The sequence below is a fragment of the Martinezella paranaensis genome, from assembly GCF_014200235.1.
GTDB lineage: Bacteria > Pseudomonadota > Alphaproteobacteria > Rhizobiales > Rhizobiaceae > Rhizobium > Rhizobium paranaense.
Map to the genome: position 1 here is coordinate 158,964 of NZ_JACHBI010000002.1, position 25,954 is coordinate 184,917.

A 25,954-nucleotide genomic window follows, 5' to 3' on the forward strand; every position below is an offset into this window, starting at 1 on the left:
AGGCGCAAATGTTCAAGCAAGAAATTTTAAGCCTAAAATAATTTAATACCCATTGATTTCACAGGATATTTTGATCTGATTGCGCCATCGGAATCGCATTTCGGGCTCAAAATCCCGCAACACAACTCTTGACGAATGGTGGCGACAAGATATTTTAAACTTAAATAATTTTCGTGACCCGGGCTTCGGCGTCACAGGAGGGATAAGCGATGCAAATCGTCTGTATCGGCGGCGGACCCGCGGGCCTCTATTTCGGGCTTCTGATGAAGAAGTTGCATCCCGAGCTTTCCATCAAGGTCGTTGAGCGCAACCGCCCCTATGACACCTTCGGCTGGGGTGTCGTCTTCTCCGATGCCACCATGGTATCGATGCGCGAATGGGATCCGGAAAGCGCCGCCGAGATCGAAGATGCCTTCAATCATTGGGATGATATCGAGGTCTGGTTCAAGGGCACGCGCCAGCGCACCTCCGGCCACGGCTTTGTCGGCATCGGCCGCAAGAAGCTGCTGAATATCCTGCAGAAGCGCTGCGAAGCGCTTGGCGTCGAGCTGATCTTCGAGACCGACGTAACGTCCGATCTCGACTTTCCGGACGCCGATCTGATTATCGGTTCGGATGGTCTTAACTCGAAGATTCGTAACCACTATCCCGACGTCTTCCAGCCGGACATGATCACCCGGCCGAATCGCTACATCTGGCTCGGCACCAACAAGCTCTACGACGCATTTACCTTCGATTTCCGCAAGAGCGAGTACGGCTGGTTCCAGGCGCATATCTACAAGTTCGACGACAAGACCTCGACCTTCATCGTCGAAACCACCGAGGAAGCCTATCTTGCCCACGGTCTCAACAAAATGGATCAGGACGGCTCGATCGCCTTCTGCGAAAACTTGTTCTCGGAAGTGCTCGACGGCGCCTCGCTGATGACCAATGCCCGCCATATCCGCGGCTCGGCCTGGCTGAACTTCAACCGGCTGATCTGCGGCAAGTGGAGTCATTTCAACGGCAATTCGCATGTCGTGCTGATGGGCGACGCCGCCCACACCGCGCATTTCGCCATCGGCTCCGGCACGAAACTCGCCATTGACGACGCGATCGAGCTGACCCGGCAATTCCAGATCCACGGGCACAGCAAGGAAAAGATTCCGGCGATTCTCGAAACCTATGAAGAGATCCGCCGCGTCGACGTCGCCCGCATCCAGAACGCGGCGCGCAATGCCATGGAATGGTTCGAAGTGGTCGGGAGGCGCTATGCCGACACGCTAGAACCCGAGCAGTTCATGTATTCGATGCTCACCCGCTCGCAGCGCATCAGCCACGAGAACCTGCGGCTGCGCGATAAGGACTGGCTGGAAGGTTATGAACGCTGGTTCGCCAAGAAATCCGGCCTTGCGGTCGGCAACGAGCGCTGCCTGCCGCCGATGTTCACGCCCTATCAGCTACGCGACGTGACGCTCATCAACCGCATCGTAGTCTCGCCCATGGCGATGTATTCGGCAGAAAACGGCGTGATGAACGATTTTCACATCATCCATCTCGGCTCACGCGCGCTCGGTGGTGCTGGTCTCGTCTTTGCGGAAATGACCTGCGTCACGCCCGATGCCCGCATTACCCCCGGCTGCCTCGGCCTCTGGAACGAAGAACAGGCGGCACAGTGGCGGCGGCTTGTCGAATTCGTCCATTCAAACAGCGCCGCCAAGGTCGGCATCCAGCTCGGCCATGCCGGCCGCAAAGGGGCAACCAAAGTTGCCTGGGAGGGCATCGATCAGCCAGTAGCCGAAGGCGAATGGCCGCTGATCTCGGCATCCGCCGTTCCCTATCTCAGGAATAGTCAGATACCCAAGGCCATGGACCGCGCCGATATGGACCGCGTCAAGGCCGATTTCGTCCGTGCGACGGAACTGGCGATCACCACGGGCGCCGATTGGCTGGAACTGCACTGCGCCCACGGCTATCTCCTGTCGAGCTTCCTGTCGCCGCTCACCAATGTGCGCGACGACGAGTACGGTGGCAGCCATGAAAACCGCGCCCGCTACCCGCTGGAAATCTTCCGGGCCATGCGCACAATCTGGCCGGAGGACAAGCCCATGTCCGTGCGTCTTTCCTGCCATGACTGGACCGATGGCGGCAACACGCCGGAGGATGCGGCGATTTTCGCGGCCCTGTTCAAGAAAGCCGGCGCCGATCTGATCGATTGTTCGTCCGGTCAGGTGTCGAAGGAGGAAAAGCCGGTCTATGGCCGCCTGTTCCAGACACCATTCTCGGACAAGATCCGCAATGAGATCGGCATTCCAACGATCGCCGTCGGCGCGATCTCGGAGGCCGATCATGCCAATTCGATCATCGCCGCTGGTCGTGCCGATCTCTGCGCTGTCGCCCGTCCGCATCTGGCCGATCCCGCCTGGTCGCTGCACGAAGCCGCCAAGATCGGCCTGACCTCGATCCCCTGGCCGAAGCAATATCTCTCCGGCAAGATGCAATATGAAAACAATCTTGCCCGCGCGGCAGCGGCCACGCCGGCGAAGTGAGCAACCGATGACGACATCAGGCAAATTTGTGGGCCGCCACGCCCTCGTCACCGGCGCCGGTAGCGGCATCGGCGCCGCGATCGCGCGGGCGCTCGCTGCCGAGGGTGCACGCGTGACGCTTGCCGGGCGAAAAAGAGAACCGCTCGAGGCCGTCGCTGCCGACATTGGCGCGAATGCTCTCGTCGTTGACGGTTTCGACGTCACCAGCGTCGAAGCGATTGCCGGCGGCGTGAACGCTGCCCGCGAAAAATTCGGCCCTGTCGATATTCTCGTCAACAATGCCGGCGAGGCACCAACTGCGCCTTTCGAGAAGACCAGCCTGGACATGTGGAATCGCGTCCTGACGGTCGATCTCACCAGCGTTTTCCTGGTGACGCAAGCTGCCCTACCCGACCTTAAAGCGCACGGAGCCGGCGCGCGCATCATCAACATCGCCTCGACGGCGGGCCTGACCGGCTACGGCTACGTGTCCGCCTATGTTGCCGCCAAGCATGGCGTCGTCGGCCTGACGCGCTCGTTGGCGCTGGAGCTGGCAAAGACTGGTATCACGGTCAACGCCGTGTGCCCCGGTTTCACCGATACGCCGATCATCGAACGCTCGATCGCCACCATCGTCGCCAAAACAGGGCGCACGGCGGAACAGGCGCTTGCGGAGTTCACGAAATCCAATCCGCAGGGACGGCTCGTCAAGCCCGAGGAGGTTGCCGACACCGTTCTTTGGTTGGCATCGCCGGCGGCGGCATCGATCAATGGTCAGGCAATTGCGGTTGCCGGTGGGGAGGTTTTAGCGGGATGAGCGATCGGGATATGACGATGCGGGGCCATCTGAAGCCCTTCAAAGATTACAAGCCGCAGCATTTCCTCTGGGAGGTCAGCGATGACGGCCGCGTCGCCACGATCCGGCTGAACCGCCCGGAGCGCAAGAACCCGCTGACGTTCGACAGCTATGCCGAACTGCGCAATCTCTTCCGCGACCTCGCCTACGCCTCTGACGTCCGCGCTATAGTGCTGACCGGAGCTGGCGGTAATTTCTCGTCCGGCGGCGATGTCTTCGAGATCATCGAACCGCTGACCCGCATGGCAATGCCCGAGCTTCTCGCCTTCACGCGCATGACCGGCGATCTGGTCAAAGCCATGCGCAAGTGCCCGCAGCCGATCATTTCCGCCGTCGACGGTATCTGCGCCGGTGCCGGCGCCATCCTCGCCATGGCCTCCGACCTGCGCCTGGCGACGTTCGAAGCCAAGACCGCCTTTCTCTTCACGCGCGTCGGCCTTGCCGGCGCCGACATGGGCGCATGCGGCATCCTTCCCCGCATCATCGGCCAGGGCCGTGCCGCTGAACTGCTGTTCACGGGTCGCTCGATGACATCGGCCGAAGGCCATGCCTGGGGTTTCTACAACAGCTTGCATGTCAGCGCTGATCTGGAGCCGGAAGCCATCAGGCTCGCCAGTTCGCTAGCGAATGGGCCATGGTTCGCGCATGGCATGACCAAGACCATGCTGAACCAGGAATGGGCGATGGGCATCGACGAGATGATCGAATCCGAGGCGCAGGCCCAAGCGGTCTGCATGGCCACCCAGGATTTCCGCCGTGCCTTCGAAGCCTTCGCCGCCAAGCGCAAGCCTGAATTCCAGGGGAATTGAGGCTATGTCCGCTGCATCAAGCCTCTCCGGGCCGAGCCGAGATCATCTGGATTGGCCGTTCTTCGATGAACGCCACCGGGAATTCGTGGCTGAAGTCGACGCTTTCGCCAAATCCTCCGCCATGGCCGATATCGACCATGGCGATGTCGACGGCACCTGCCGCAAGCTGGTCAAGGCGCTCGGCGACGCCGACCTCCTCGCTGCCGCCACAGGCACCTCGGACAGCGACCCGTTGATCGATTCCCGCCTCGTTTGTCTCGCGCGCGAAACGCTCGCCTGGCACGATGGCCTTGCCGATTTCGCTTTCGCCATGCAGGGCCTCGGCACCGGCGCGATCGGATTATCCGGCTCGCCCGAACTGCGCGACGCCGTGCTGCCGAAAGTTCGCGCCGGCGACTGGCTCGCGGCCTTTGCGCTGTCGGAAAAGGATGCCGGCTCGGATGTCGCCGCGATGAGTTGCGCGGCCCGCGCCGATGGCGATCACTATGTTCTCGATGGCGAAAAGACCTGGATTTCCAATGGCGGCATCGCCGATATCTACACCGTTTTCGCCCGCACAGGCGAGGCGCCGGGCACGCGCGGCATTTCCGCCTTCGTCGTCTTCGCTGATGATCCCGGCTTCTCGATCGCCGAACGGATCGAAGTGATCACGCCGCATCCGCTGGCGACGATCCGTTTCGAAAACTGCCGCATCCCCGCGTCGCGCCGGCTCGGCGCACCGGGCGAAGGCTTCAAGATCGCCATGCGCACACTCGATATCTTCCGCGCCTCGGTCGCCGCCGCCAGCCTTGGCTTTGCGCGGCGGGCGCTGGATGAGTCGCTGGCGCATGTCCGCACGCGGCCGATGTTCGGCGCGACGCTCGGCGACCTTCAGTTGACGCAGGCAGCCCTCGGCGATATGGCGACCGGCATCGACGCGGCAGCCCTCCTCACCTATCGAGCGGCCTGGCGTCGCGACGTGCAGCATCTGCCGACGACGCGCGAGGCGGCCATGGCCAAGATGACGGCCACGGAAACCGCGCAGGCCGTCATCGACCGCGCCGTCCAGCTTTTCGGCGGACGAGGCGTCAAAGCGGGAGAAATAACGGAAAAACTCTATCGGGAGATACGCGCACTTCGTATTTACGAAGGTGCGACGGAGGTTCAGAAACTGATCGTTGCGCGCGAACTTCTGAAGACAAATTGATGGAGATTGAGAGCATGAGCCGCGAGATTTTCGACTGGGCCGACCCGTTCCGGCTGACGGAGCAGTTGAGCGACGATGAACGCATGGTGCTTGATACCGCACATTCCTACGCGCAGGAGAAACTGGCGCCCCGCGTCCTCGAAGCCTTCCGCCATGAGAAGACCGACCCGTCGATCTTCCGTGAAATGGGCGAACTCGGCCTGCTCGGTCCGACGATCGCGCCGGAGTACGGCGGCGCCGGCCTTGGCTATGTCGCCTATGGCCTGATCGCCCGTGAGGTCGAGCGCGTCGACAGCGGCTACCGCTCGATGATGAGCGTGCAATCCTCGCTCGTCATGGTGCCGATCAATGCCTTCGGTTCAGAAGAGCAGAAGCAGAAATATCTGCCGAAGCTTGCCACCGGCGAATGGATCGGCTGCTTCGGCCTCACGGAACCTAACCACGGCTCCGATCCCGGCTCGATGGTAACCCGCGCCAAGAAGGTCGATGGCGGCTATAGCCTGACCGGTGCCAAGACCTGGATTTCCAATGCACCGATCGCCGACGTCTTCGTCGTCTGGGCCAAGACCGAAGACGGCGTTATCAGAGGTTTCATCCTGGAAAAGGGCTGGAAAGGCCTGTCAGCCCCCGCCATCCACGGCAAGGTAGGCCTGCGCGCCTCCATCACCGGCGAAGTCGTCATGGACAATGTCTTCGTGCCGGAAGAAAACCTGCTGCCGAACGTTTCCGGCCTCAAAGGCCCCTTCACCTGCCTGAACTCGGCCCGCTTCGGCATTGCCTGGGGCGCTCTCGGCGCGGCCGAGGATTGCTACGCCAAGGCGCGGCAATATGTGCTCGACCGCAAACAGTTCGGCCGGCCGCTCGCTGCCAACCAGCTCATCCAGAAGAAGCTTGCCGACATGGTGACCGAGATCACCCTCGGCCTGCAGGGTTGCCTGAGGCTCGGCCGCTTGAAGGAAGACGGCCATCCGCCGGTGGAGCTAACCTCGATCCTCAAGCGCAATAGCTGCGGCAAGGCACTCGAGATCGCCCGCGCCGCCCGCGACATGCTCGGTGGCAACGGCATTTCCGACGAGTTCGGCATCGCCCGCCATCTCGTCAACCTCGAAGTCGTCAACACCTACGAAGGCACGCACGACATCCACGCCCTCATCCTCGGCCGTGCCATCACCGGCATCGCCGCTTTTTCGAACTGAGGCCGGCCTTGGCATTCAAAACCACCAGACCCCTGCGCTTCGGAGACTGCGATCCCTCGGGGATCGCCTATTTCCCGTCGTATCTGAACATCCTCGTCGGGGTGCTGGAGGATTTTTTCGGCTCGTTGGGTTTTCCCTGGAAGGCGCTGGTCAACGACCGCCGCATCGGCGTGCCGACCGTACGGCTCGACTTGACCTTCGTGCGCCCTGGCTTTCAGGGCGATGAGCTTGATTTCGTGGTGGCGGTGCGCGGCATCGGTCGTTCCTCGCTCGATCTGGAACATCAGGTTTCGGCGAATGGTCAAGTCCTATGGACCGCCCGCCATCGTGTCGTTTCCACCTCCCTCGACACCCATCAATCGCTTGCGTGGCCGGACGATATCCGCGCTGCGCTGACCTCTCATCTGGAGATGACCGATGCACACCATCCTGCAACCTGAAGGCTGGGCCAAGCCGATCGGCTATGCCAATGGCATGGCGGCAACCGGTCGCATGGTGTTCGTCGGCGGCCAAGTCGGCTGGAACGCCGCGTGCGAATTCGAAAGTGACGATTTCGTCGAGCAGGTGCGCCAGACGCTGAAGAATGTCGTCGCCATTCTCGCCGAGGGCGGCGCCAAGCCGCAGCACATCACCTCGATGACCTGGTATTTCACCGATAAGAGCGAATATCTCGCCAATCTCAAGGGCATCGGCCAGGTCTATCGCGAGATCATCGGCCGGCATTTTCCAGCCATGGCCGCCGTGCAGGTCGTCGCCCTCGTGGAGGACCGCGCCAAGATCGAGATCCAGGCGACCGCCGTTATTCCGGAATAGGATGGGCTCGCCATGTCGGCATCGCGCTTTTCGGATACTGTTTCGGCGACGCTGACCGATGACGTTCTCGTCGTCACCATCGACAATCCGCCCGTCAATGCACTCTCCGCCGATGTCCGCGCCGGCCTCATGACGGCGCTCGATCGCGCCGAGAAGGACAACGCGGTCGTTGCTGTCATATTGACGGGGGCAGGCAACACTTTCATCGGCGGCGCCGATATTAAGGAATTCGGCAAACCGCCCGTTGAGCCGCTGCTGCCGCAAGTCATTGCCCGCATCGAAGATTTCTCCAAACCCGTTGTTGCCGCTATGAACGGCGCCACGCTCGGCGGCGGCCTGGAAGTGGCACTCGCCTGCCACAAGCGCGATGCCGTGCCCTCCGCGAAAATCGGCCTGCCAGAAGTCAAGCTCGGCATCGTTCCCGGTGCCGGCGGTACGCAACGCCTCCCCCGCCTGATCGGCACCGCCGCTGCCATCGAACTGATCTCCAATGGACGCGTTGTCTCGGCCAGCGAAGCAAACAAACTCAGTATCATCGATAGCCTGGTCGAAAACTCGCTGATCGCTGCGGCCATTGCCGCCGCCAAGAGCGCAGCCGATCTTCCCTTGCGACGCACCGGCAAATTGCCTGTCCCGTCAGACTCTGAGGAGGCCATCGACAAAGCGGTCGCGGAAGCTCTTCGCAAGGCGCGTGGTCAGCACGCGCCCGCCGAAGCCGTCCGCCTTGTTCGCCTTGCCGCGACGACATTGCTGGACGAGGGACTCGCCGAAGAACGCCGCACCTTCGTCGCCCTTCGGGATAGCGAAGAGGCTGCAGCCCTGCGCCACGTCTTTTTCGCGGAACGCGCCGCCGGCAAGGTCGAAGGCCTGGAAAAAGTTGCGCCGCGCAAGATCGAAACCGTCGGCCTCGTCGGCACCGGCCTCATGGGCTCCGGCATTGCAGTGGCGGCCTTGAACGCCGGCTACCGCGTCGTCGGCATCGAGCAAACCCGGGAAGCCGCCGACAAAGGCCGAGAGCGGATTACCGGCATCCTCGACAAAGCTGTACAATCCGGCCGCCTCGATACAGCAGGCCGCGACGATCGCCTGAGCCGGTTGGCGGTCGCCGCCGATGCGCAGGAGTTCGCGCAAGCCGATCTCATCATCGAAGCCGTCTTCGATGATCTGACCGTCAAGACCGAGCTGTTCCAGCGCCTTGATGGCATCGTACGCGCCGACACCATCCTTGCGACCAACACCAGCTACCTCGATCCAAATATCATCGCCGCCGCAACCGCGCATCCTGAGCGGGTCGTCGGCCTGCATTTCTTTTCGCCCGCCAACATCATGCGGCTGCTGGAAGTCGTGAATTGCCACAAGACCGCGCCTGATGTGCTGGCAAGCGCCCTCGCCTTCGCCAAGCGCCTCGGAAAACTACCGGTCGTCTGTGGCGTCACCGAGGGCTTCATCGGCAATCGCATCTTTTCTGCCTATCGCCGCGAAGCCGAATTCATGGTCGAGGACGGCGCGCTGCCGCATGAAATCGATGCGGCGCTGGAAGCCTATGGCTTCCCGATGGGTCTCTTCGCCGTCTACGACATGGCCGGCCTCGAAATCGCCTGGGCGCGGCGCAAACGCCAGGCGCCAACACGCGATCCTGCCGCCCGCTATGTCGTCATCGCCGATCGCCTCTGCGAAGCCGGCCGCTTCGGTCAGAAGGCCGGGCGGGGCTGGTACAGCTATCCGGATGGCCAGCGCACGGTAGATCCCGAAGTCACAGCGCTGATCGAAGCCGCCCGCGCCGAAAAAGGCATTGCGCCGAAGAGCTTTACCGCAGACGAGATCGTCACCCGGCTGCTGAAGGCGATGGCCGATGAGGGCGAGGCGCTCTTGGCCGAGGGCATCGCCGCCCGCGCCAGCGATATCGATCTGGTGATGATCAACGGCTACGGTTTCCCGCCGCACAAAGGCGGCCCGATGTTCGCCGGAGGTCGCCGTTGAGGTGATCAAGCCGCCGAAGACAGCAGCGTGAACAGCTCCTGCGGCCGGTTGACGCCGCGCAGCGCGTAGCGGCCGACGGAGACGAGATCGTTGCTCTGGCTGGACGCCAGAGCGGAGACGAAATTCGACGACATCAGGATGTTGCGATCGGCCGAACGGCACATGGACGCAATGCGGCTAACCTCGTTGACGGCCGGGCCGATGACGGTGAAATCCAGCCGGTCCATGCTGCCGATATTGCCGTAAAAGACATCGCCGATATGCAGGCCGAGATAGACGTCCGTCACCGGCCTGCCCTCGATCTGCCGCTGGGAATTGAGATCGCGCAGCCGCTGGCGCAGCAACGATTCCGCCATCAGCGCCGCAGCGCAAGCATCCCCCGCATCGCGCGCCTTGAAGATCGCCAGCGTGCCGTCGCCGATCAGCTTCAACACGTTGCCCCCTGCCTCGTGGATCGAGGAAATCACAGCGTCCGCATAAGCATTCAGCATCGGAATGATTTCATCGGGCTCGGCTGTGTCCGAAATGCGGGTATAGTTGGCGAGATCGGAGAACCACAGTGCCGCCGAGATCCGCTCGGCCTTACCGCGTGTGATCTTGCCTTCGAGAACATGCCGGGCGGCATCCTCGCCCAGATAGACCTCGGCAATGGTGCGCGCGATGCGTCCCATAGCAGTGCATTTGATCGCCAATGCCAGGGCCGGTGTCAGCTTACGCAGCACGCGCAGGTCCTCGTCAGGGAAACCCACTCCGGCGGTGGTGGCAAAATGAGAATAGAAACAATCCATCTCGCCGATGGTGCCGCCTTCCTCGAACCGGTGCACCATGGCGAGGTAATCGGTGTGGCCATCAGTCTTCAACGTGTCGAGCCCGAAGAAATCGATCGGGTCGCCGAAGCCGATGCGGCGACGCACCTCGTCTCCGCCTGTTTCCAGCAAATGATAGAAGGAGGAACGCAGCCAGTTCTCGGCGGCGATCCCTTGATGCGACGGCCCATATTCGAACTCGCGTTCAATCACCTGGTTGCCGTCCCAGCGGAAGGCTCGCCCCTCATAGACCGGATGCAGCGTATCCATCAGCGCCATGGCGCGGTCGACGTTCAGCCCGCGCTCTCGGCATGCCTCGCAGAAGCCTGCCAGGATGTCGGCTTCTCCCATGCCTTTGAGGCCGCTCTGCATGAGCCAGGAGGCGATTTCGCCAATGTCCTTATCGTTCATGGATATCTCCCGCCCCAGAAAGGATTCGCTTTAATACCAAATAGGCAGGCTTGAAGTGTTGCACAACGCAAAATAGTCCACCCAAAACAAATGATCGCCGCTCCTGCGGGACGGAAGCGGCGATTTGACGCGCTGGTAGCGACGGGACTCATCCCGCCGCCACCTGGGAGGGTTCAGATCATGCCGCCATTGGCGCGCAGCGTCTGACCGTTGATCCAGCCGCCGTCCGGGCCGGCGAGGAATGAGACGGCAGCGGCGATGTCTTCCGGCGTACCCAGCCGCTCCAGCGGGTTCATCTTGGCCATGCGATCGATCAGCTCGTCGCTCTTGCCGTTGAGGAAGAGGTCGGTCGCCGTCGGGCCGGGCGCCACGGCATTGACCGTGATCGAACGGCCGCGCATTTCCTTGGCCATGATGCCGGTCAGCGTTTCGACGGCGGCCTTGGTTGCAGCGTAAACGCCATAAGTCTCGAGCTTGAGCCCGACGACGCTGGTCGAGAAGTTGATGATCCGGCCGCCGTCGCGCAGGCGCTTGCCGGCTTCGCGCAGCGCATTGAACGTCCCCTTCAGATTGATGGCGATGTGCCGATCGAAATGGGCGTCGTCGGCATCGGCGATCTTGGCGAGCTGCATGATGCCGGCATTGTTGACCAGCACGTCGACGCCCCCAAAAGCGGCTTCGGCAGCATCGAACATGCGACGCACGGCTTCGGCATCGGAAACATCAGCCTTGGCGGTCAGCGCCTTGCCACCCTTTCCTTCGATCTTGCGGGCAAGCTCCTCGGCGGCGGCTTCGCTGCCGGAGTAATTGATGACGACCGTGAAACCGTCCTTTGCAAGACGCTCCGCAACCGCCGCGCCGATACCGCGAGATGCACCGGTAACGATAGCTACCCTGTTGGAGTTATTGGCCATTGTCTTCATCCTTCGCTGTAATTGCGCTGTAGCGCGTTTCGATGAGAGGAAGATGCCTCTTTTCAAACGGCGGATAATCAGCCATTAATCGGCATCACTAGCCGAAATTTCCGAACAAAGAAAAATGGACAGATTCGATGCCATGCGGGTATTTTCCCGCGTCGTGGAACGGCGCAGCTTCACGCTGGCTGCTGAAGATACCGGTCTGCCGCGCTCCACGGTGACGGATGCCGTCAAACAATTGGAGGCGCGCCTCGGCGTTCGCCTGCTGCAGCGAACGACGCGGCATGTCAGCCCGACGTTGGATGGCGAGGCCTACTATCAGCGTTGCCTGCGCATTCTATCAGACATAGAGGACGCCGAGGGTGCCTTTGCCGGCGCCAAGCCGAAGGGTCTCCTGCGCGTCGACGTCCATGGAACATTGGCCCGGCATTTCGTACTCCCGAACCTGTCGTCTTTCCTGGAGACCTATCCGGAAATCGAGCTTTACATGACAGAGGGCGACCGCCTTGTTGACCTCATTCGCGAAGGCATCGATTGTGTGCTGCGTGTCGGCACACCACAGGACAGCGACATGATCGCTCGCCGCGTCGCCATGCTGGAGGAGATCACGCTGGCGGCACCTGCCTATATCGAACGCTTCGGCATGCCGCTGCATCCGGACGCCCTCGACGGTCACCGCATGGTCGGCTTCCGCTCCTCGGCGACCGGCGTATTGCTGCCGCTAGAATTCATCGTCGACGGCGCAGTGCGCAATATCGCCTTGCCCGCGACGGTCTCCGTCAATGCTGCAGAGAGTTATTTTTCAGCGGCCAAGCTCGGCCTCGGCCTGATCCAGGTGCCGCGCTATCACGCCGAATATGCCCTGAAATCCGGCGAGCTGGTTCACGTCCTCAAGGACTTTCCACTGACGAAGACACCCGTCTCCATGCTCTATCCCCGCAACCGCCAACTCTCACCACGGGTGCGCGTCTTCATCGACTGGCTCGTCAAGGTTTTTGCCCGGCAGACCGAGGTGGAAAGCGGCGCTGGATAAATATTCCATCGAACCGATCAAATAAATGAAATCGGCTCTTTGAATGCGCCGATTAGGCTCCTACGTCGAGGGAGACATTCTCGCTGGCTTGCCCGCACATGCCGCCATGAACCCGTGATGTTCGAGAGGGATGGACCCATGACTGAACAGAAGCAACTGAAGCTTGGGGCCTTCATGCGCCCCGTCAGCCTTCATACCGGCGCATGGCGCTATCCCGGCGCCTATCCGGACGCGAATTTCAATTTCAAACATATCAAGAGTTTTGCGCAAGCGCTGGAACAGGCAAAATTCGATGCCTTCTTCATGGCCGATCATCTTGCCGTGCTGAACATGCCCGTCGAGGCGCTGAAGCGCAGCCATACCGTCACGTCCTTCGAGCCCTTCACACTGCTCTCGGCGCTTGCCGCCGTCACCGAAAAGATCGGTCTCGTCGCCACGGCCTCCACCACCTTCGATCAGCCCTATCACATCGCCCGCCGTTTCGCCTCCCTCGACCATATCAGCGGCGGTCGCGCCGGCTGGAATATCGTCACGACATCCAATCCGGACGCAGCGCTGAATTTCGGCCTTGAAGAGCATATGGAGCACGGTGAGCGCTATCACCGCGCCCGTGAATTCTACGATGTCGTGACCGGCCTCTGGGACAGCTTCGCCGACGACGCTTTCCTCCGCAATGCCGAAAGCGGCCTCTTCTTCGATCCGGAAAAGATGCATGTGCTTGCCCACAAGGGCGAGGAACTGAGCGTTCGCGGGCCGCTCAACATTGCCCGCCCGCCGCAGGGCTGGCCGGTGATCGTCCAGGCCGGACAATCGGATGCCGGACGCCAGCTTGCCGCCGAAACCGCCGAGGCGGTTTTCGCCGCCCCACGCAATCTCGCCGACGGCAAGGCGATTTTCGCCGACATCAAGGGCCGGATGAAGCACATCGGCCGCAACCCGGATCACCTGAAGATACTTCCCGCCGCCTTCATCGTCGTCGGCGATACCGTCGAGGAGGCAAAGGCCAAACGCGCCAAGCTCGATAGCCTCGTCCATTACGAAAGCGCCATTGCCTCCCTGTCGATCGCCTTGGGCCATGACGCCTCAGGCTTCGACCCTGACAGTCCGCTGCCGGAGATCCCGGAAACCAATGCCAGCAAGAGCGGCAGGGAGCGCGTCATCGCATTGGCGGTGGAGGAGAAGCTGACCGTCCGCCAGCTTGCCCAACGGCTTGGCGGCTATGCCGGTCTCGCCTTCGTCGGCACGCCGCAGACGATCGCCGATGAGATGGAACAATGGCTGCGCGAGGAAGGCTCCGACGGCTTCAACGTCGTCTTCCCCTTCCTGCCGCAGGGCTTGCTGGACGTGACCACGCGCGTCGTTCCGGAACTGCAGCGCCGCGGCATCTTCCGCCGCGAATACGAGGGCACGACACTGCGCGACCATCTCGGCCTGCCGCGTCCGGCAAACCGCTTCTTCACCCCGACGTCCGAAGCGGCGCAATGAGAGACAACAGCCGATGAGCCATATCACGCCGATCGATTACGACACCGCTTCCGAAGCCGTCCGCGCCGAACACGACCGCGAAGTGCAACTGCGCGGCCGCATGACCAATATGAAGCGGACGCTGCTGCACTCGCCGGTGGCGCACCGCATCTACGCCGAATGGTTCACGTTGCGCGAAGAACTGCGCCCGGCGCTCGACGACCGCGCGGTCTGGCTTTTCTGTCATGCCATTTCGCTGCAAAGCCGCTCGATCATCCCGGTCGGCTTCTTCCGCCGGGCGCTGATCAATGCCGGCCTGACGCCGGAAACGCTCGTACCCGCGGAAGACGAGGCATTGTTGATCGATTTCGGCAAGGCGATCGTCAGGGATTCCAACACCGTGCCGGAAGAATTGTGGGACCGGTTGAAGGCACGCTACGACGAACCGACGCTCGCCAATCTCGTCGCTTTCGCCGGCATCATGATTGCGACGGCGGTCTACAACAATGTGGTCAAGGTGGATATCGATCCCGAGCTTGGGCCTTATCTGGAAGGATTCGAGCTGCCGCCAGAGTAGCGGAGAAAGCCCCTCACCCCAACCCTCTCCCCGTTTTGACGGGGAGAGGGAGCGACGTCGCCAAAACCCTCGCCCAACGCCATGCGGAGAGAGGGACGGTGATGGCGCTGCAATCCCCTTCTCCCCGTCAGAACTGGGAGAAGGTGCCCGACAGGGCGGATGAGGAGCTTTCGCTGCTTAATCCGATCTCACCCCGAAATCACCATCTCGAACTTCGGATTCCCCCGGATCGTGTTGCTGACCGTGCAAATTTCCTCCTCGGCAGCATGCGCGATGGCGCTGCGGATTTCGTCGCCGAAATCGCCCTTGATGGTGAAGGCGATGTTGAATTTTTCGACGCGTGACAGCCCTTCCGTCGCCTTCTCGCCGGTCACGACGGCAGTCACTTCCGTCAGCTTGTCGAGCACGCCGAGACTGCTCGCGGCCATGCGGGCGCTGAGCACGAGACAGGCGGACAGCGAGGAATAAAGCAGATCGAGCGGATTGAAGCCAGGCAGTGACGGCGAGGTGACGATATCGATCTCGCCACCGGTCACCGACGTCACATGCGGCAGGCCAGTGCGGCCGACCGTCGCTGTCGCGCCCGTCTGTCTCGTCTTCACCTTCAATTCGGCCATCTCGAAAATCCCTCGGATAAAATCGTTGAAACTGCTCCCTAAAACATAGGGATTGCGCTTACCCGACACAATCGGGCGTGACCTGCCCTTGCGTGTTCGCGCCAGTTGCGCCACCAAATGCTTATAAGCTCATCGCAGACAGGTAGATTTCCAAATGACCGTTTCCGATCCCCGCGCCTTCCTCACCTCCCTCTTCGATGCGGCCGTCCGCGCCGCCGATCCCATGACCGGCATCCGCGCCCATCTGCCGGCAAAGCCGAAAGGACGGACGGTCGTCATCGGCGCCGGCAAGGGATCGGCACAGATGGCGGCCGCCCTCGAGCAATGCTGGGACGGTCCACTGGAAGGGCTGGTGGTAACGCGCTACGGCTTCGCCGCCCCCTGCCAGTACATCGAAATCATTGAAGCCGCTCATCCCGTCCCGGATGAGGCAGGCCTCGTCGCCTCCGGGCGGCTATTGAAGCTGGTCGAAGGATTGACCGAGGATGACCTGGTGATCGCGCTGATCTCCGGCGGTGGATCGGCGCTGCTGCCCTCCCCCGCCGGTGCCCTCACCCTTGCCGACGAGATCGCCGTCAATAAGGCGCTGCTCGCCTCCGGCGCGCCGATTTCGGCGATGAACGTCATTCGCAAACATCTGTCGACCATCAAGGGCGGTCGCCTCGCCGCAGCGGCCTATCCGGCAAAGGTCGTCTCGCTGGTCGTTTCCGACATTCCGGGCGACGATCCGGCTCTTGTCGCCTCTGGACCGACCGTGCCCGGCGCTGGCACCCGCGCCGAAGCGCTCGACCTCATCCGTCTCTACCGTATCGAGCTTCCCGCCGCCGTCCTCGCGCATATCGAAAGGCCGGAAGCCGATGCGCCGCGGCCGGGGGATCCACGCCTTGCCGGCAATGAGGTGCATGTCATCGCGTCGGCCGGCGTTTCACTGGAGGCCGCGGCCGAAATGGCGCGCGAAGCCGGCATCGAGGCGGCGATCCTGTCCGATGCGATCGAAGGTGAAGCCCGCGAGGCAGCGCACATGCATGCCGCCCTCGCCCGCGAGATCCTCCATCGCAATCGGCCCTTCGCCAAGCCGATCGTGTTGCTGTCGGGTGGGGAGACGACGGTGACGCTGACGGGCAAGGGCAAGGGCGGCCGAAACTCCGAATTCCTGCTGTCGCTGGCGATCGATATCGACGGTCACGCCGGCATTCACGCCATGGCCGCCGACACCGACGGCATCGACGGCAGCGAAGACAATGCCGGTGCCTTTGCCGACGCAAGCACCGTGGCGCGGCTGCGCAAGGCCGGGCTTATGCCCGCTGAGATGCTGAGAAACAACGACGCCTGGTCGGCATTCAACGCAATCGGCGACCTCTTCGTCCCCGGCCCGACTGGCACCAATGTCAATGATTTCAGGGCGATCCTGATCGTTTGATCGTCAGGACCGGAACGCCTCACTGATTGACGGAACAATCCTCGCAGCGCCAATAGGCCGGCGCTGTCGACGACCACCGAAAGAAGTGGTGATGGCAATGCATGCACTCGATTTCGACGACATGCGTCTTTTGAGCAATGACGAACGCCTTGGGTTTGCTGTTGCGCTCGTTCTTCCACTGCTCAAGCTTCGTGACGGCCATCAATACCCCCATGCGATACTCCCGCCTCAACAAGTCCATTACCTAAAGTAGACTGCTCTGATGAAAGAAATATTGCGAGTGCGGGCAGGCATTTATCCCCGACATTTTAACGGATGCTAATACGAAAGATCGATTGCGCGATTTCCGCTAATACCCTGGAATTAATCCCCAATCGACGGGATGAGTATCTCGTCAATCTTGGAGAGGCCGGGTCGTCTTCTATCCGATCCAGATTCCGGGCATATGGCTGGCGCGGTCGCCGACGAAATTTGGCCGCAGAAATTATTCTTCAGCCCTAGACACAACGCTGGGCTGCCTTACCTGAAACTTGACTTAGGGAGGGACCATCATGCGCGAATTCCGCCAGCGGGCGATATCGTTAGCGACTATCTTTGCCTTCGGGCTCTTTTCCATCACCATCGTTCAAGCCGCAGCGCCGCAGCCGGTTGAAGCCGAGCATGGAATGGTGGTGACTGCCCAGCATCTGGCGACGGATGTCGGCGTCGACGTGCTAAAGAGCGGCGGCAATGCCGTGGATGCCGCGGTTGCGGTCGGTTACGCCCTGGCTGTGGTCTATCCGACCGCCGGCAATATCGGCGGCGGCGGCTTCATGACCATCCGAACGAAGGACGGCAAGACCGCCTTCCTCGATTTTCGCGAGCGCGCACCGCTTGCCTCGACCAAGACCATGTATCTCGACGACAAAGGCAATGTCGTCAAAGGCGCAAGCACGGATGGCTATCTCGCCGTCGGTGTGCCGGGCTCCGTCATGGGCTTCGAGACTGCCCGCGAGAAATACGGCACCAAAACCCGCCAGGAACTGATGGCGCCGGCGATCCGCTACGCCAAGGAAGGCTTCACGCTGAACCAGGCGGACGCCGCCGAGCTGAACGAAGGCAAGAAATGGCTGTCACGCGATCCGGCGACAGCGGCGATCTTCACGAAGCCGAACGGCGCCCCCTTCTCCAGCGGCGATCGGCTGATCCAGCCCGACCTTGCCGCGGCCCTCGCCAGCATTTCGGAACAAGGCCCGGACGGCTTCTACAAGGGGCCGACCGCCGACGCGATCGTCAAGGCCAGCCACGACAAGGGCGGCATTCTGGCGAAGGAGGATTTCGAGCAATATAAGGTCCGCGAACTCGACCCGGTGAAATGCAATTACCGCGGCTATGAGATCATCTCCTCGCCGCCACCCTCTTCCGGCGGCGTGATCATCTGCGAGATTCTCAATGTGCTGGAAGGCTACCCGCTTTCCTATACCGGTTACGGCTCGGCCGACACCGTGCATCTCATGGTCGAGGCCATGCGCCACGCCTATGTCGACCGCAATTCCGCGCTCGGCGATCCCGATTTCGTCGACAATCCCGTCAGCAAACTGCTGGACAAGAACTACGCGAAGAAGATCCGCGACAGCATCGATCCCTATCGCGCCGGCGTCTCCAAGGATCTGATGCCGAAGGGCCTCGGCGAGAGCACGGAGACCACGCATTACTCGATCATCGACAATGACGGCAATGCGGTTGCCGTTACCTACACGCTGAATGGCTCCTTCGGCGCCGGCGTGGTCGCGCCCGGCACCGGCATCCTGCTCAACAACGAGATGGACGACTTCACCTCCAAGCCGGGGGTACCCAATCTCTACGGTCTGGTGCAGGGCGAGGCCAACGCCATCCAGCCGAAGAAGACGCCGCTTTCCTCGATGAGCCCGACGATCGTCGCCAAGGACGGCAAACCCTTCATGGTGATCGGCAGCCCCGGCGGCGCGCGCATCATCACCATCACGCTCGAAGCGATCGTGAACGTCATCGATTTCGGCATGGATATTCAGCAGGCGATCGATGCGCCGCGTGTCCATCATCAATGGCTGCCGGATAAGATCTACACCGAGCCCTACACGCTGTCTCCCGATACGATCAAACTGCTGACTGGCATGGGCTACAATGTCCAAATCGGCGGCAGTTGGCCGGTCTGGGGTCAGGCCGCCGGCATTCTCGTCGGCGGCAAGAGCCTCGGCCAAATCGCCGAGGGAGGCGGTGCCCGCTACAACGGCGCGATGGACAGCCGCGCCGGCTCCGGTCTTGCCGAAGGCTATTGAGCGTCAACCGATCTTGGCAAGTTCGGCCAGCACAGTCTCATAAGGCGTGGCGGCAATGACGTGTTCATTGACGCCAGCCGGTTCGAAGTCGATCCAGCCGGAGTTGAAGCTTTCGATCATCTCGATGCGCGGCTCCGGCCAGGCAGCCCCCTGAGCCTTGAAACGCTCCTCCCATTCAGTGCGTGGGATAGGCTTGGCGATGACTGGACGACCGATTGCCTGGCCGATCAGCGTCGCGATTTCGATCTGGGTATAGCGTTTCGGCCCTTCGATCTCGATCACCCGGCGGCCGGTCCAGCGCTCGGCCATCGTCCGGGCCGCAATGGCGCCGATATCGGAGGTGGCGATCATCGCATAGGGCTTGTCGAGCGGCGCCAGATAGCTCGGCATGTCGCCGGTCTCGCGCGCCGGTGCCATATCCCACGACGAATTCTCCATGAACCACGCCGGCCGCAGCATGGCGACCGACATGGCCAACGGCGCCAGCGCCTCTTCCAGCATGTGCACCTGGGTGATGAGCCCGAGGCCGGAGGTACGCTGGCCGCCGATCGACGACAGCATCACCACCTTACCCGGCTGCGCGCGCTTTATGGCGGCCGCCTGCGCTGCGGCATCCCTGCGGGCGCTCGGAAAACCCGGATCGGGTGCGAAATTCGGCGAGGCCATGACGAAGACGCCTTCGGTGCCGTCAAAAGCCCGCGCGAGCGCATCGGCATCATCGAACGTGGCGAGGGCAACTTGCGCGCCGAGCCTTTCCCATTCCGCACCTTTCGCCCGGTCGCGAACGACGGCCCGGACCTTATGCCCGGCGTTCATGAGCGCGCGTGCGGTCGTGCCACCGACCTTGCCGGTGACGGCAGTGATTGCAAACATGATCTTCTCCATGAGGATTTGGTTAGGTGTCGGAAGCCAGACAGTCCGGAGTGGCCGGCGTCGAAAATCGCTGGCGTTCGCGCGGCGAGTGCCATGGAATCGCCAGACGCTATGGCGGTCTCCGGTTTGGCTTCGGAAACCTTTATGCAACAGCATGCGGCGTGACTTAAGTGCCGTTATGTCAGCTTATTCATGACGTGAAATCAACAATTGAAACACAGCATCTTACGCGGGAAAATCGACCGTGATCGACGCTACCACCGCTGCACTTGGCGTACGTTCATCTGGCATTCATCGGCTGTGACATTCCTGCCCGCCTGCGTCGTTTTTTCCATTTCGATCAATAAGATTTGCAAATTCGGATATAGTCATCCCGCCTGAGCGGGCGTATACCAGCCCTCGTTCCAATCGGCCTTTGCGCCGTCACCAGACTTGCGGTTCTGTCTTTGGACCCCACCGCACCATCGAGAGCGATCCCCGACAATGTCGGACCAGATTTTCCAGGCCGCCCCAACCCGGCGGGCCGCACCTAATTTTCGTGTAATCGCGCTTATCGTAGCAAGCGCCATGTTCATGGAGCAGCTAGACGCGACCGTGCTCGCCACCGCGCTACCGACCATGGCGAGAGATTTCGGCGTCAGCGCGCCGGCGATGAGTATCTCGCTGACATCCTATCTGCTCAGCCTCGCGATCTTCATTCCCGCCAGCGGCGCCATCGCAGACCGCTTCGGATCGCGCACCGTCTTCCGATACGCCATCGCGGTTTTCGTCGTCGGCTCGCTTCTGTGCGCGCAGTCGCCGAACCTGTTCTTCCTCGTGATCGCGCGGCTGCTGCAGGGTCTCGGCGGCGCGATGATGCTGCCGGTTGGCCGCTTGGTGCTGATGCGCAGCGTCGCCCGCAAAGACATGGTCAACGCCATGTCCTGGCTGCTGATCCCGGCGCTTGTCGGCCCCATTCTCGGCCCGCCGGTCGGCGGCATGTTCGTGACCTATCTCGACTGGCGCTGGATCTTCTACATCAACGTGCCGATCGGCATTATCGGCTTTATCCTGGTGTCGATGTTCATCGAAGAGGTGAAAGGGCCGCGCAATGGCCGCTTCGACCTTTCGGGCTTCATCCTGTCAGGCATCTCGCTCGGCTCGCTGCTCTTCGGTTTCGAAATGTCGAGCCGCGAGGGTGAAGGCTATCTGGCCGTCTTCCTGATTTCCACCGGCCTGCTGTTCGGCATCGCCTATCTGCGCCATGCCCGCAAGCATCCCTCGCCGATCATGGATTTCTCGCTGATGAAGGTGCCGACTTTCCGCACCTCGGTCATCGCCGGCTCGCTGACACGCATCAGCCAGGGCGCCCATCCCTTCCTCATCCCGCTGATGCTGCAGCTCGGCTTCGGCCTGTCGGCCGCTACGGCCGGCCAGATCGCCATTGCGACCGCGCTCGGCTCCATGGCCATGAAGCCCCTGCAGGTGCGCATCCTTCGGACGCTCGGCTTCCGCACAGCCCTCATCGTCTTCGGTCTGATCGGCACGCTCGGCTACGGAATGTGCGCCATCTTCCAGCCGAATTGGCCGTTGCCGGTCATCTTCGTGATCCTGTTCTTCTGCGGCTTCTTCATGTCGTTCCAGTTCACGGCCTACAACACGATCGCTTATGACGAGATCGAACGTGACCGGATGAGCATCGCGACCAGCTTTTATTCGACCTTCCAGCAGTTGATGCTCTCGCTCGGCATCTGCGTCGCCGCTCTTGCCCTGCACGGCTCGATGCAGTTCCGCGACCATGCGAAGGCCGAGATGATCGACTTCTCCGTCGCCTTCATCGTCGTCACGGCCATTGCGCTGCTCGCGGTGATCTGGAACGCCAGCTTTTCGCGTACCGCCGGCACGGAGATCAGCGGCCACCGCAAGAAGTCGGCAGAGGATGCACTCGGGGAGCACTGAGCTCCTCGAGCAAGATGCAAAAAAGGCCGGGCTAACCCGACCTCTTCCTCCATCGCCTCAACGATCGATGCCAGTACATCCGTGGTCAAAGACCGGAAGCAAATCCTTACAGGGATTCAAGCTGGTCAGCCGACATCTTGCCCGAACGCTTGTCCTTGACGAGCTCGTAGGAGATCTTCTGGCCGTCACGCAGCGTGCTCATTCCAGCGCGTTCAACCGCGGAAATATGCACGAAGACATCCGTTGCGCCATCATCAGGCTGAATGAAACCAAAACCCTTGGTAGCATTGAACCACTTTACAGTACCTGTGCTCATAACAATGACCTTTCAATCACTCATATAGAGATCGCATCCAGACAACCGCCCGGTGCAGTAGACCGATTTTGAGGAGGGAAGTTCGTCAATGTCGCGCAGAGTGCGGCGATGCAAAGTTCATTCACCAATATCGATGCACAGCTTATAGTGGATGGCTAGATGTGCCACAAGGAGAAACATGAGAAATATCGAAAATGGCTAGATATTTCGCATAAATCGGCTCGTGTGACATAAAATTATCGTTCGGTGAGGATCGAATTCGGATAGCCCTTTTGGAGCTGTTTCCGAGTTTTTTGCGCCATCCCATATAGAAATAACCGGCGCTTCTCTTTTTATCCCGGTTCCGGTGATGCAGTTCCGCCGTATTTCCTGTGAGCGCCAGAATTAACGCTAGCAATATGGATACCACCCGATGCAGGATGGTACTTCCCTCCAGTGGAAGCGGATGACTACCCGCTCAAATCCATAGGAAACGCCAACGCCGACACAAACCATGGAGGCCAAGATGGCGCCCAACAAAGACAATCTGTTCGGATCCAAGAAAGAGGCATCGCTAGTCAAGTCCAACCAGCTCGACTCTACCGTCAAGGAAATTCTCGCCAGCGAACAGATGAACCGCGAACGCAAAACGGCACGCCTGCGCGAACTGCGTCTCGAGAAGGAGGCGCTGCAGCCGCCACCGGAACCGAAGGCAAAGGCCAAACGAAAGACGACGAAGGCACAAGAATAGGCAAAGTTTGTTCCATCGATGGCTTGTTTCAGCGGCTGACGTTGCGCTTTCTGTGAACACTGCCTCCACGGGCAGCGCATTGAACTAGCGGAGGCTTCCGCCCTACATAGCGACCAAGTGCGCAACCCATCCTGGAGCATCAACATGGTCGCCGGCATTCACCACATCACGCTCATCACTCGCAAGGTGCAGGCGAATGTCGATTTCTACGCCGGTTTTCTCGGCCTGCGGCTGGTCAAACGCACCGGCGGCTTCGAAGACGCAACGCAGTTGCACCTCCTCTATGGCGACGCCAAGGGCACGCCCGGTTCGCTCGTAACCTTTCTTGTTTGGGAAGACGGCTCTCCCGGTCGTGCGGGCGTCGGTCAAGTCGGCGAAATCTCGCTCGCGATCGATCCCACAAGCATCGGCTTCTGGCTGACACGCGCCCTGAGCGCAGGGTTGAAACCGGAAGGCCCTTCCGAGGAATTCGGCGAACCGGTTCTGCGGTTGAAGGATCCGGATGGCGTCATCGTCAAATTGGTCGGAACCACTGCCCTGCAGGCGACGGCTCCCTGGACGAGCGATTCCATCCCGCAGGAGCACGCCATCCGCCGCATTCGGGGCGCTACGCTTTTCAGCGAGACGCCGGAGGAGACGCAAGCAATCCTGGTCGATCACTTCGACTACCGGCCGTTGGCAATCAGCGGAGCGATCAGCCGGCTCGTCTCGGAGCCTGGCGATATCCTCGACATCCGCGATGCACGCGGCTTCTGGGCCAGCGCCCCGGGCACGGGCACGGTCGATCACGTCGCCTTTCGCGCCACTGATGATGCCGAATTGCAGTCTGTTCGCACCGCGCTACAGGCTATCAACTCCTTGCCGACGGCGATGCATGATCGCAAATATTTCCGCTCGCTCTACGTCCGCGAGCCCGGCCGCATCCTGTTCGAACTCGCAACGGATGCGCCTGGCATGTTGATCGACGAGGACGAGGCAACGCTCGGCACGCGCCTCTTCGCCCCTGGTGACAGTCCGGCGCTTTTGGCCGAGCTGAACGTCGTGCTGCCGCAATTCTCCATGCCCGGCGACCCCCGCGTCATCTATCGCGATCTGCCCTTCATCCATCGCTTCTTCACGCCCGAGCAGCCGAATGGCAATATTTTCATTTTGCTGCACGGCTCCGGCGCCAACGAAACGACGATGCTGCCGATCGCCCACAAGATCGATGCAGATGCCACATTACTGACGGTGCGCGGCCGTGCGCTCGAGGAAGGTGCGCCGCGCTGGTTTCGCCGCAATGGCCCCATGATCTTCGATCAGGCCGATATCGCAAGCGAAGCCGAAGCCTTCGCCGCCTTTATTGACGGCGCGATTCATGCCTACGGGCTCGATCCGAACCGCATCGTCTATATCGGCTATTCGAACGGCGCCAATCTGCTGAACGCCATGCTGTCGCTCCACCCACATCTCATTCGCCGCGCCGTGCTTCTGCGCTCCATGGCCGCGCTCACCGATCCGCCGCCGGCGGACATGTCGGACGCCGATGTGCTTGTTATCGCAGGTGAGAAAGACATGTACGGCCCATACGCCCAGCCCCTTGCTGCGCGCCTGCGGAACGACGGCGCAAAGGTCGAGCTTGAGACTGTTCCCGCTGGTCACGAGCTTGACGATGCCGACGTGCCAGTCATTCAGGCGTGGTTGAGATAAAACACCTTCTCCCCAGCGGGGACCGTTGCAAAATTCTTCAGTTCGCAAATGTTCCTGGAACGTCTCCGATTCTTTTGCAGAACAATATGGAATCGAAGTGCGAACCATTCGTCCAAGCGTCGAATTATGCAACGGTCCCCAGCGGGGAGAAGGTGTTGTTACAACAGGCCTTTCGCGATCATCATACGCGCGGACCTTTGTATCTCCTTCTTAAGAGACGAAGGATCAGCCCTTGAACGTATATTGCGCAATCGACTCCGGCTTCATCTCGATCGAGAAGCCTGGCAGGTTTGGCGGCATATAGGCGGCGTCGCGGATTACGCAGGGGTCGACGAAATGTTCGTGCAGGTGGTCGACATATTCGATCACGCGGCCGTCCTTGGTGCCGGAAACGGCGATATAGTCGATCATCGATAGATGCTGCACATATTCGCAGAGCCCGACACCGCCGGCATGTGGCCAGACGGGCAGACCATATTTCGCGGCCACGAGCAGCACGGACAAGACTTCGTTCAGCCCGCCCATGCGGCAGGAATCGATCTGCACGATGTCGATCGCGCCTTCGGCGATGAACTGCTTGAACATGATACGATTCTGGCACATCTCCCCGGTCGCCACCTTTACGGGGCCGATCGCCTGGCGGATCTTGCGATGGCCGGCGACGTCGTCTGGGCTAGTCGGCTCCTCGATGAAGAAGGGTTTCGCAAAGGCAAGCTTTTGGACCCAATCGATCGCCTGGCCGACTTCCCAGACCTGGTTGGCATCGATCATCAGATAGCGATCGGGACCAATCACCTCGCGGGCGATGGTAAGACGGCGGATATCGTCTTCCAGATCGCGGCCGACCTTCATTTTCACATGGTTGAAACCGGCATCGATTGCCTCCTGGCATAGACGGCGCAGCTTGACATCGTCATAGCCGAGCCAGCCCGCAGACGTCGTGTAGCAGGCATAGCCTTCGCGCTCGAGGGTGGCGATACGTTCCGCCTTGCCGACTTCCGCCTTCTTCAAGATGGCGACGGCTTCGTCGCGGGTCAAAACGTCGGTCAGGTAGCGATAGTCGACGATATCGGCGATGCGCTCCGCATCCATCTCGGCCACCAGCCGCCAGACCGGTTTGCCGGCTTCCTTGGCGAGCAGGTCCCAGACAGCGTTGACGACGGCGCCGGTGGCGAGATGCATCGCGCCCTTCTCCGGGCCGATCCAGCGAAGCTGGCTGTCGCTCGTCAGATGCCGCCAATATTTGCCGGGATTTTCCAGCACGGTGGCAAGCTCGGTGCCCACGACCAGATGCCGCATCGCCTCGATCGCCATGCAGCAGATGTCGTTGCCGCGACCGATGGTAAAGGTCAGGCCATGGCCTTCGAGGCCCGGCTTGTCGGTATCCAGAATGACGTAGGCAGCGGAATAATCCGGATCTGGGTTCATCGCGTCCGAGCCGTCAAGGCTCTGCGAGGTCGGAAAGCGCAGGTCGAATACACGGAGGTTGGTAATGCGCGTCATGGGAAAACTCCTTTTA

Annotated in this window: 23 protein-coding genes; 16 read left to right on the forward strand and 7 right to left on the reverse strand. The window is 61.2% G+C overall.

The annotated features are described in order from the left end of the window. Nucleotides 1-209: 209 nt before the first annotated feature. The 8 genes from GGD50_RS06835 to GGD50_RS06870 are packed head-to-tail and all read left to right on the forward strand — an operon-like array spanning nt 210 to nt 9,347. On the forward strand, nt 210-2,528 hold the full coding sequence (locus GGD50_RS06835) for a bifunctional salicylyl-CoA 5-hydroxylase/oxidoreductase (protein WP_107109039.1): 2,319 nt from the start codon (nt 210-212) through the stop codon (nt 2,526-2,528). 7 nt (nt 2,529-2,535) lie between these two features. After that, on the forward strand, nt 2,536-3,324 hold the full coding sequence (locus tag GGD50_RS06840; protein ID WP_107109040.1) for an SDR family NAD(P)-dependent oxidoreductase: 789 nt from the start codon (nt 2,536-2,538) through the stop codon (nt 3,322-3,324). Then, a complete protein-coding gene (locus tag GGD50_RS06845; RefSeq protein ID WP_107109041.1) occupies nt 3,321-4,172 on the forward strand; it encodes an enoyl-CoA hydratase family protein in 852 nt (283 codons plus the stop codon). The genes GGD50_RS06840 and GGD50_RS06845 overlap by 4 nt, the downstream gene beginning before the upstream one ends. A 4-nt stretch (nt 4,173-4,176) precedes the next feature. Continuing rightward, a complete protein-coding gene (locus GGD50_RS06850) occupies nt 4,177-5,358 on the forward strand; it encodes an acyl-CoA dehydrogenase family protein (protein ID WP_107109042.1) in 1,182 nt (393 codons plus the stop codon). A 14-nt stretch (nt 5,359-5,372) separates the two neighbouring features. After that, a complete protein-coding gene (locus GGD50_RS06855; protein ID WP_107109450.1) occupies nt 5,373-6,554 on the forward strand; it encodes an acyl-CoA dehydrogenase in 1,182 nt (393 codons plus the stop codon). A gap of 8 nt (nt 6,555-6,562) precedes the next feature. Next, nucleotides 6,563-6,994 (forward strand): acyl-CoA thioesterase, encoded by a 432-nt coding sequence (locus GGD50_RS06860; RefSeq protein WP_107109043.1) that lies wholly within the window; start codon nt 6,563-6,565, stop codon nt 6,992-6,994. After that, on the forward strand, nt 6,972-7,367 hold the full coding sequence (locus GGD50_RS06865) for a RidA family protein (protein ID WP_104824096.1): 396 nt from the start codon (nt 6,972-6,974) through the stop codon (nt 7,365-7,367). Before GGD50_RS06860 ends, GGD50_RS06865 begins: the two co-directional genes overlap by 23 nt. A 12-nt stretch (nt 7,368-7,379) precedes the next feature. Further along, nucleotides 7,380-9,347, forward strand: a complete 1,968-nt coding sequence (locus tag GGD50_RS06870; protein WP_107109044.1) for a 3-hydroxyacyl-CoA dehydrogenase NAD-binding domain-containing protein — start codon at nt 7,380-7,382, stop codon at nt 9,345-9,347. Nucleotides 9,348-9,352: 5 nt separating this feature from the next. Here the strand turns inward: GGD50_RS06870 and GGD50_RS06875 are convergent, their stop codons facing one another. Both GGD50_RS06875 and GGD50_RS06880 read right to left on the reverse strand, forming a co-directional pair. Further along, on the reverse strand, nt 9,353-10,564 hold the full coding sequence (locus GGD50_RS06875; protein ID WP_107109045.1) for an adenylate/guanylate cyclase domain-containing protein: 1,212 nt from the start codon (nt 10,562-10,564) through the stop codon (nt 9,353-9,355). Between the two features lie 173 nt (nt 10,565-10,737). Beyond that, nucleotides 10,738-11,478 carry an SDR family oxidoreductase gene (locus tag GGD50_RS06880; protein ID WP_107109046.1) on the reverse strand — a complete coding sequence of 247 codons (741 nt, stop codon included), beginning with the start codon at nt 11,476-11,478 and terminating at the stop codon, nt 10,738-10,740. Between the two features lie 124 nt (nt 11,479-11,602). On the opposite strand from GGD50_RS06880, the gene GGD50_RS06885 reads away from it, so the two are divergent. From GGD50_RS06885 to GGD50_RS06895, 3 genes are all read left to right on the forward strand, one after another. Next, a complete protein-coding gene (locus GGD50_RS06885; protein WP_107109047.1) occupies nt 11,603-12,514 on the forward strand; it encodes a LysR family transcriptional regulator in 912 nt (303 codons plus the stop codon). 138 nt (nt 12,515-12,652) lie between these two features. Beyond that, complete coding sequence (locus tag GGD50_RS06890) at nt 12,653-13,999, forward strand: LLM class flavin-dependent oxidoreductase (protein WP_107109048.1); 1,347 nt, start codon at nt 12,653-12,655, stop codon at nt 13,997-13,999. A 13-nt stretch (nt 14,000-14,012) separates the two neighbouring features. Then, on the forward strand, nt 14,013-14,555 hold the full coding sequence (locus GGD50_RS06895) for a carboxymuconolactone decarboxylase family protein (RefSeq protein WP_107109049.1): 543 nt from the start codon (nt 14,013-14,015) through the stop codon (nt 14,553-14,555). A gap of 188 nt (nt 14,556-14,743) precedes the next feature. Here GGD50_RS06895 and GGD50_RS06900 read toward each other — a convergent pair whose 3' ends face one another. Beyond that, entirely contained in the window at nt 14,744-15,172 is a 429-nt protein-coding gene (locus GGD50_RS06900; protein WP_107109050.1) for an OsmC family protein, read from the reverse strand. 154 nt (nt 15,173-15,326) lie between these two features. On the opposite strand from GGD50_RS06900, the gene GGD50_RS06905 reads away from it, so the two are divergent. Next, nucleotides 15,327-16,592 carry a glycerate kinase type-2 family protein gene (locus tag GGD50_RS06905; protein ID WP_107109051.1) on the forward strand — a complete coding sequence of 422 codons (1,266 nt, stop codon included), beginning with the start codon at nt 15,327-15,329 and terminating at the stop codon, nt 16,590-16,592. A gap of 19 nt (nt 16,593-16,611) precedes the next feature. Here the strand turns inward: GGD50_RS06905 and GGD50_RS06910 are convergent, their stop codons facing one another. After that, nucleotides 16,612-16,806, reverse strand: a complete 195-nt coding sequence (locus GGD50_RS06910; protein WP_245407501.1) for a hypothetical protein — start codon at nt 16,804-16,806, stop codon at nt 16,612-16,614. A 337-nt stretch (nt 16,807-17,143) separates the two neighbouring features. Here GGD50_RS06910 and ggt point away from each other — a divergent pair, with 337 nt between their 5' ends. Beyond that, the gene (gene ggt, locus GGD50_RS06915) at nt 17,144-18,889 is read left to right on the forward strand and encodes a gamma-glutamyltransferase (RefSeq protein WP_107109053.1); all 1,746 of its coding nucleotides are present in this window, start codon (nt 17,144-17,146) and stop codon (nt 18,887-18,889) included. Nucleotides 18,890-18,892: 3 nt separating this feature from the next. Here ggt and GGD50_RS06920 read toward each other — a convergent pair whose 3' ends face one another. Beyond that, complete coding sequence (locus tag GGD50_RS06920; protein WP_107109451.1) at nt 18,893-19,762, reverse strand: NmrA family NAD(P)-binding protein; 870 nt, start codon at nt 19,760-19,762, stop codon at nt 18,893-18,895. 483 nt (nt 19,763-20,245) lie between these two features. On the opposite strand from GGD50_RS06920, the gene GGD50_RS06925 reads away from it, so the two are divergent. Continuing rightward, the gene (locus GGD50_RS06925) at nt 20,246-21,700 is read left to right on the forward strand and encodes an MFS transporter (protein ID WP_107109054.1); all 1,455 of its coding nucleotides are present in this window, start codon (nt 20,246-20,248) and stop codon (nt 21,698-21,700) included. Between the two features lie 106 nt (nt 21,701-21,806). On the opposite strand, the gene GGD50_RS06930 is transcribed toward GGD50_RS06925, so the two are convergent. Further along, entirely contained in the window at nt 21,807-22,016 is a 210-nt protein-coding gene (locus tag GGD50_RS06930) for a cold-shock protein (protein WP_104824108.1), read from the reverse strand. Between the two features lie 505 nt (nt 22,017-22,521). On the opposite strand from GGD50_RS06930, the gene GGD50_RS06935 reads away from it, so the two are divergent. Together GGD50_RS06935 and GGD50_RS06940 are read left to right on the forward strand one after the other, a co-directional pair. Further along, the gene (locus GGD50_RS06935; protein WP_107109452.1) at nt 22,522-22,746 is read left to right on the forward strand and encodes a hypothetical protein; all 225 of its coding nucleotides are present in this window, start codon (nt 22,522-22,524) and stop codon (nt 22,744-22,746) included. 144 nt (nt 22,747-22,890) lie between these two features. Then, nucleotides 22,891-24,435, forward strand: coding sequence for a VOC family protein (locus tag GGD50_RS06940; protein WP_107109055.1), 1,545 nt, complete (start codon nt 22,891-22,893; stop codon nt 24,433-24,435). A 225-nt stretch (nt 24,436-24,660) separates the two neighbouring features. Here the strand turns inward: GGD50_RS06940 and GGD50_RS06945 are convergent, their stop codons facing one another. Beyond that, nucleotides 24,661-25,938: an L-fuconate dehydratase gene (locus tag GGD50_RS06945; RefSeq protein ID WP_107109056.1), complete on the reverse strand. Its 1,278-nt coding sequence runs from the start codon at nt 25,936-25,938 to the stop codon at nt 24,661-24,663. Between the last annotated feature and the right edge of the window lie 16 nt (nt 25,939-25,954).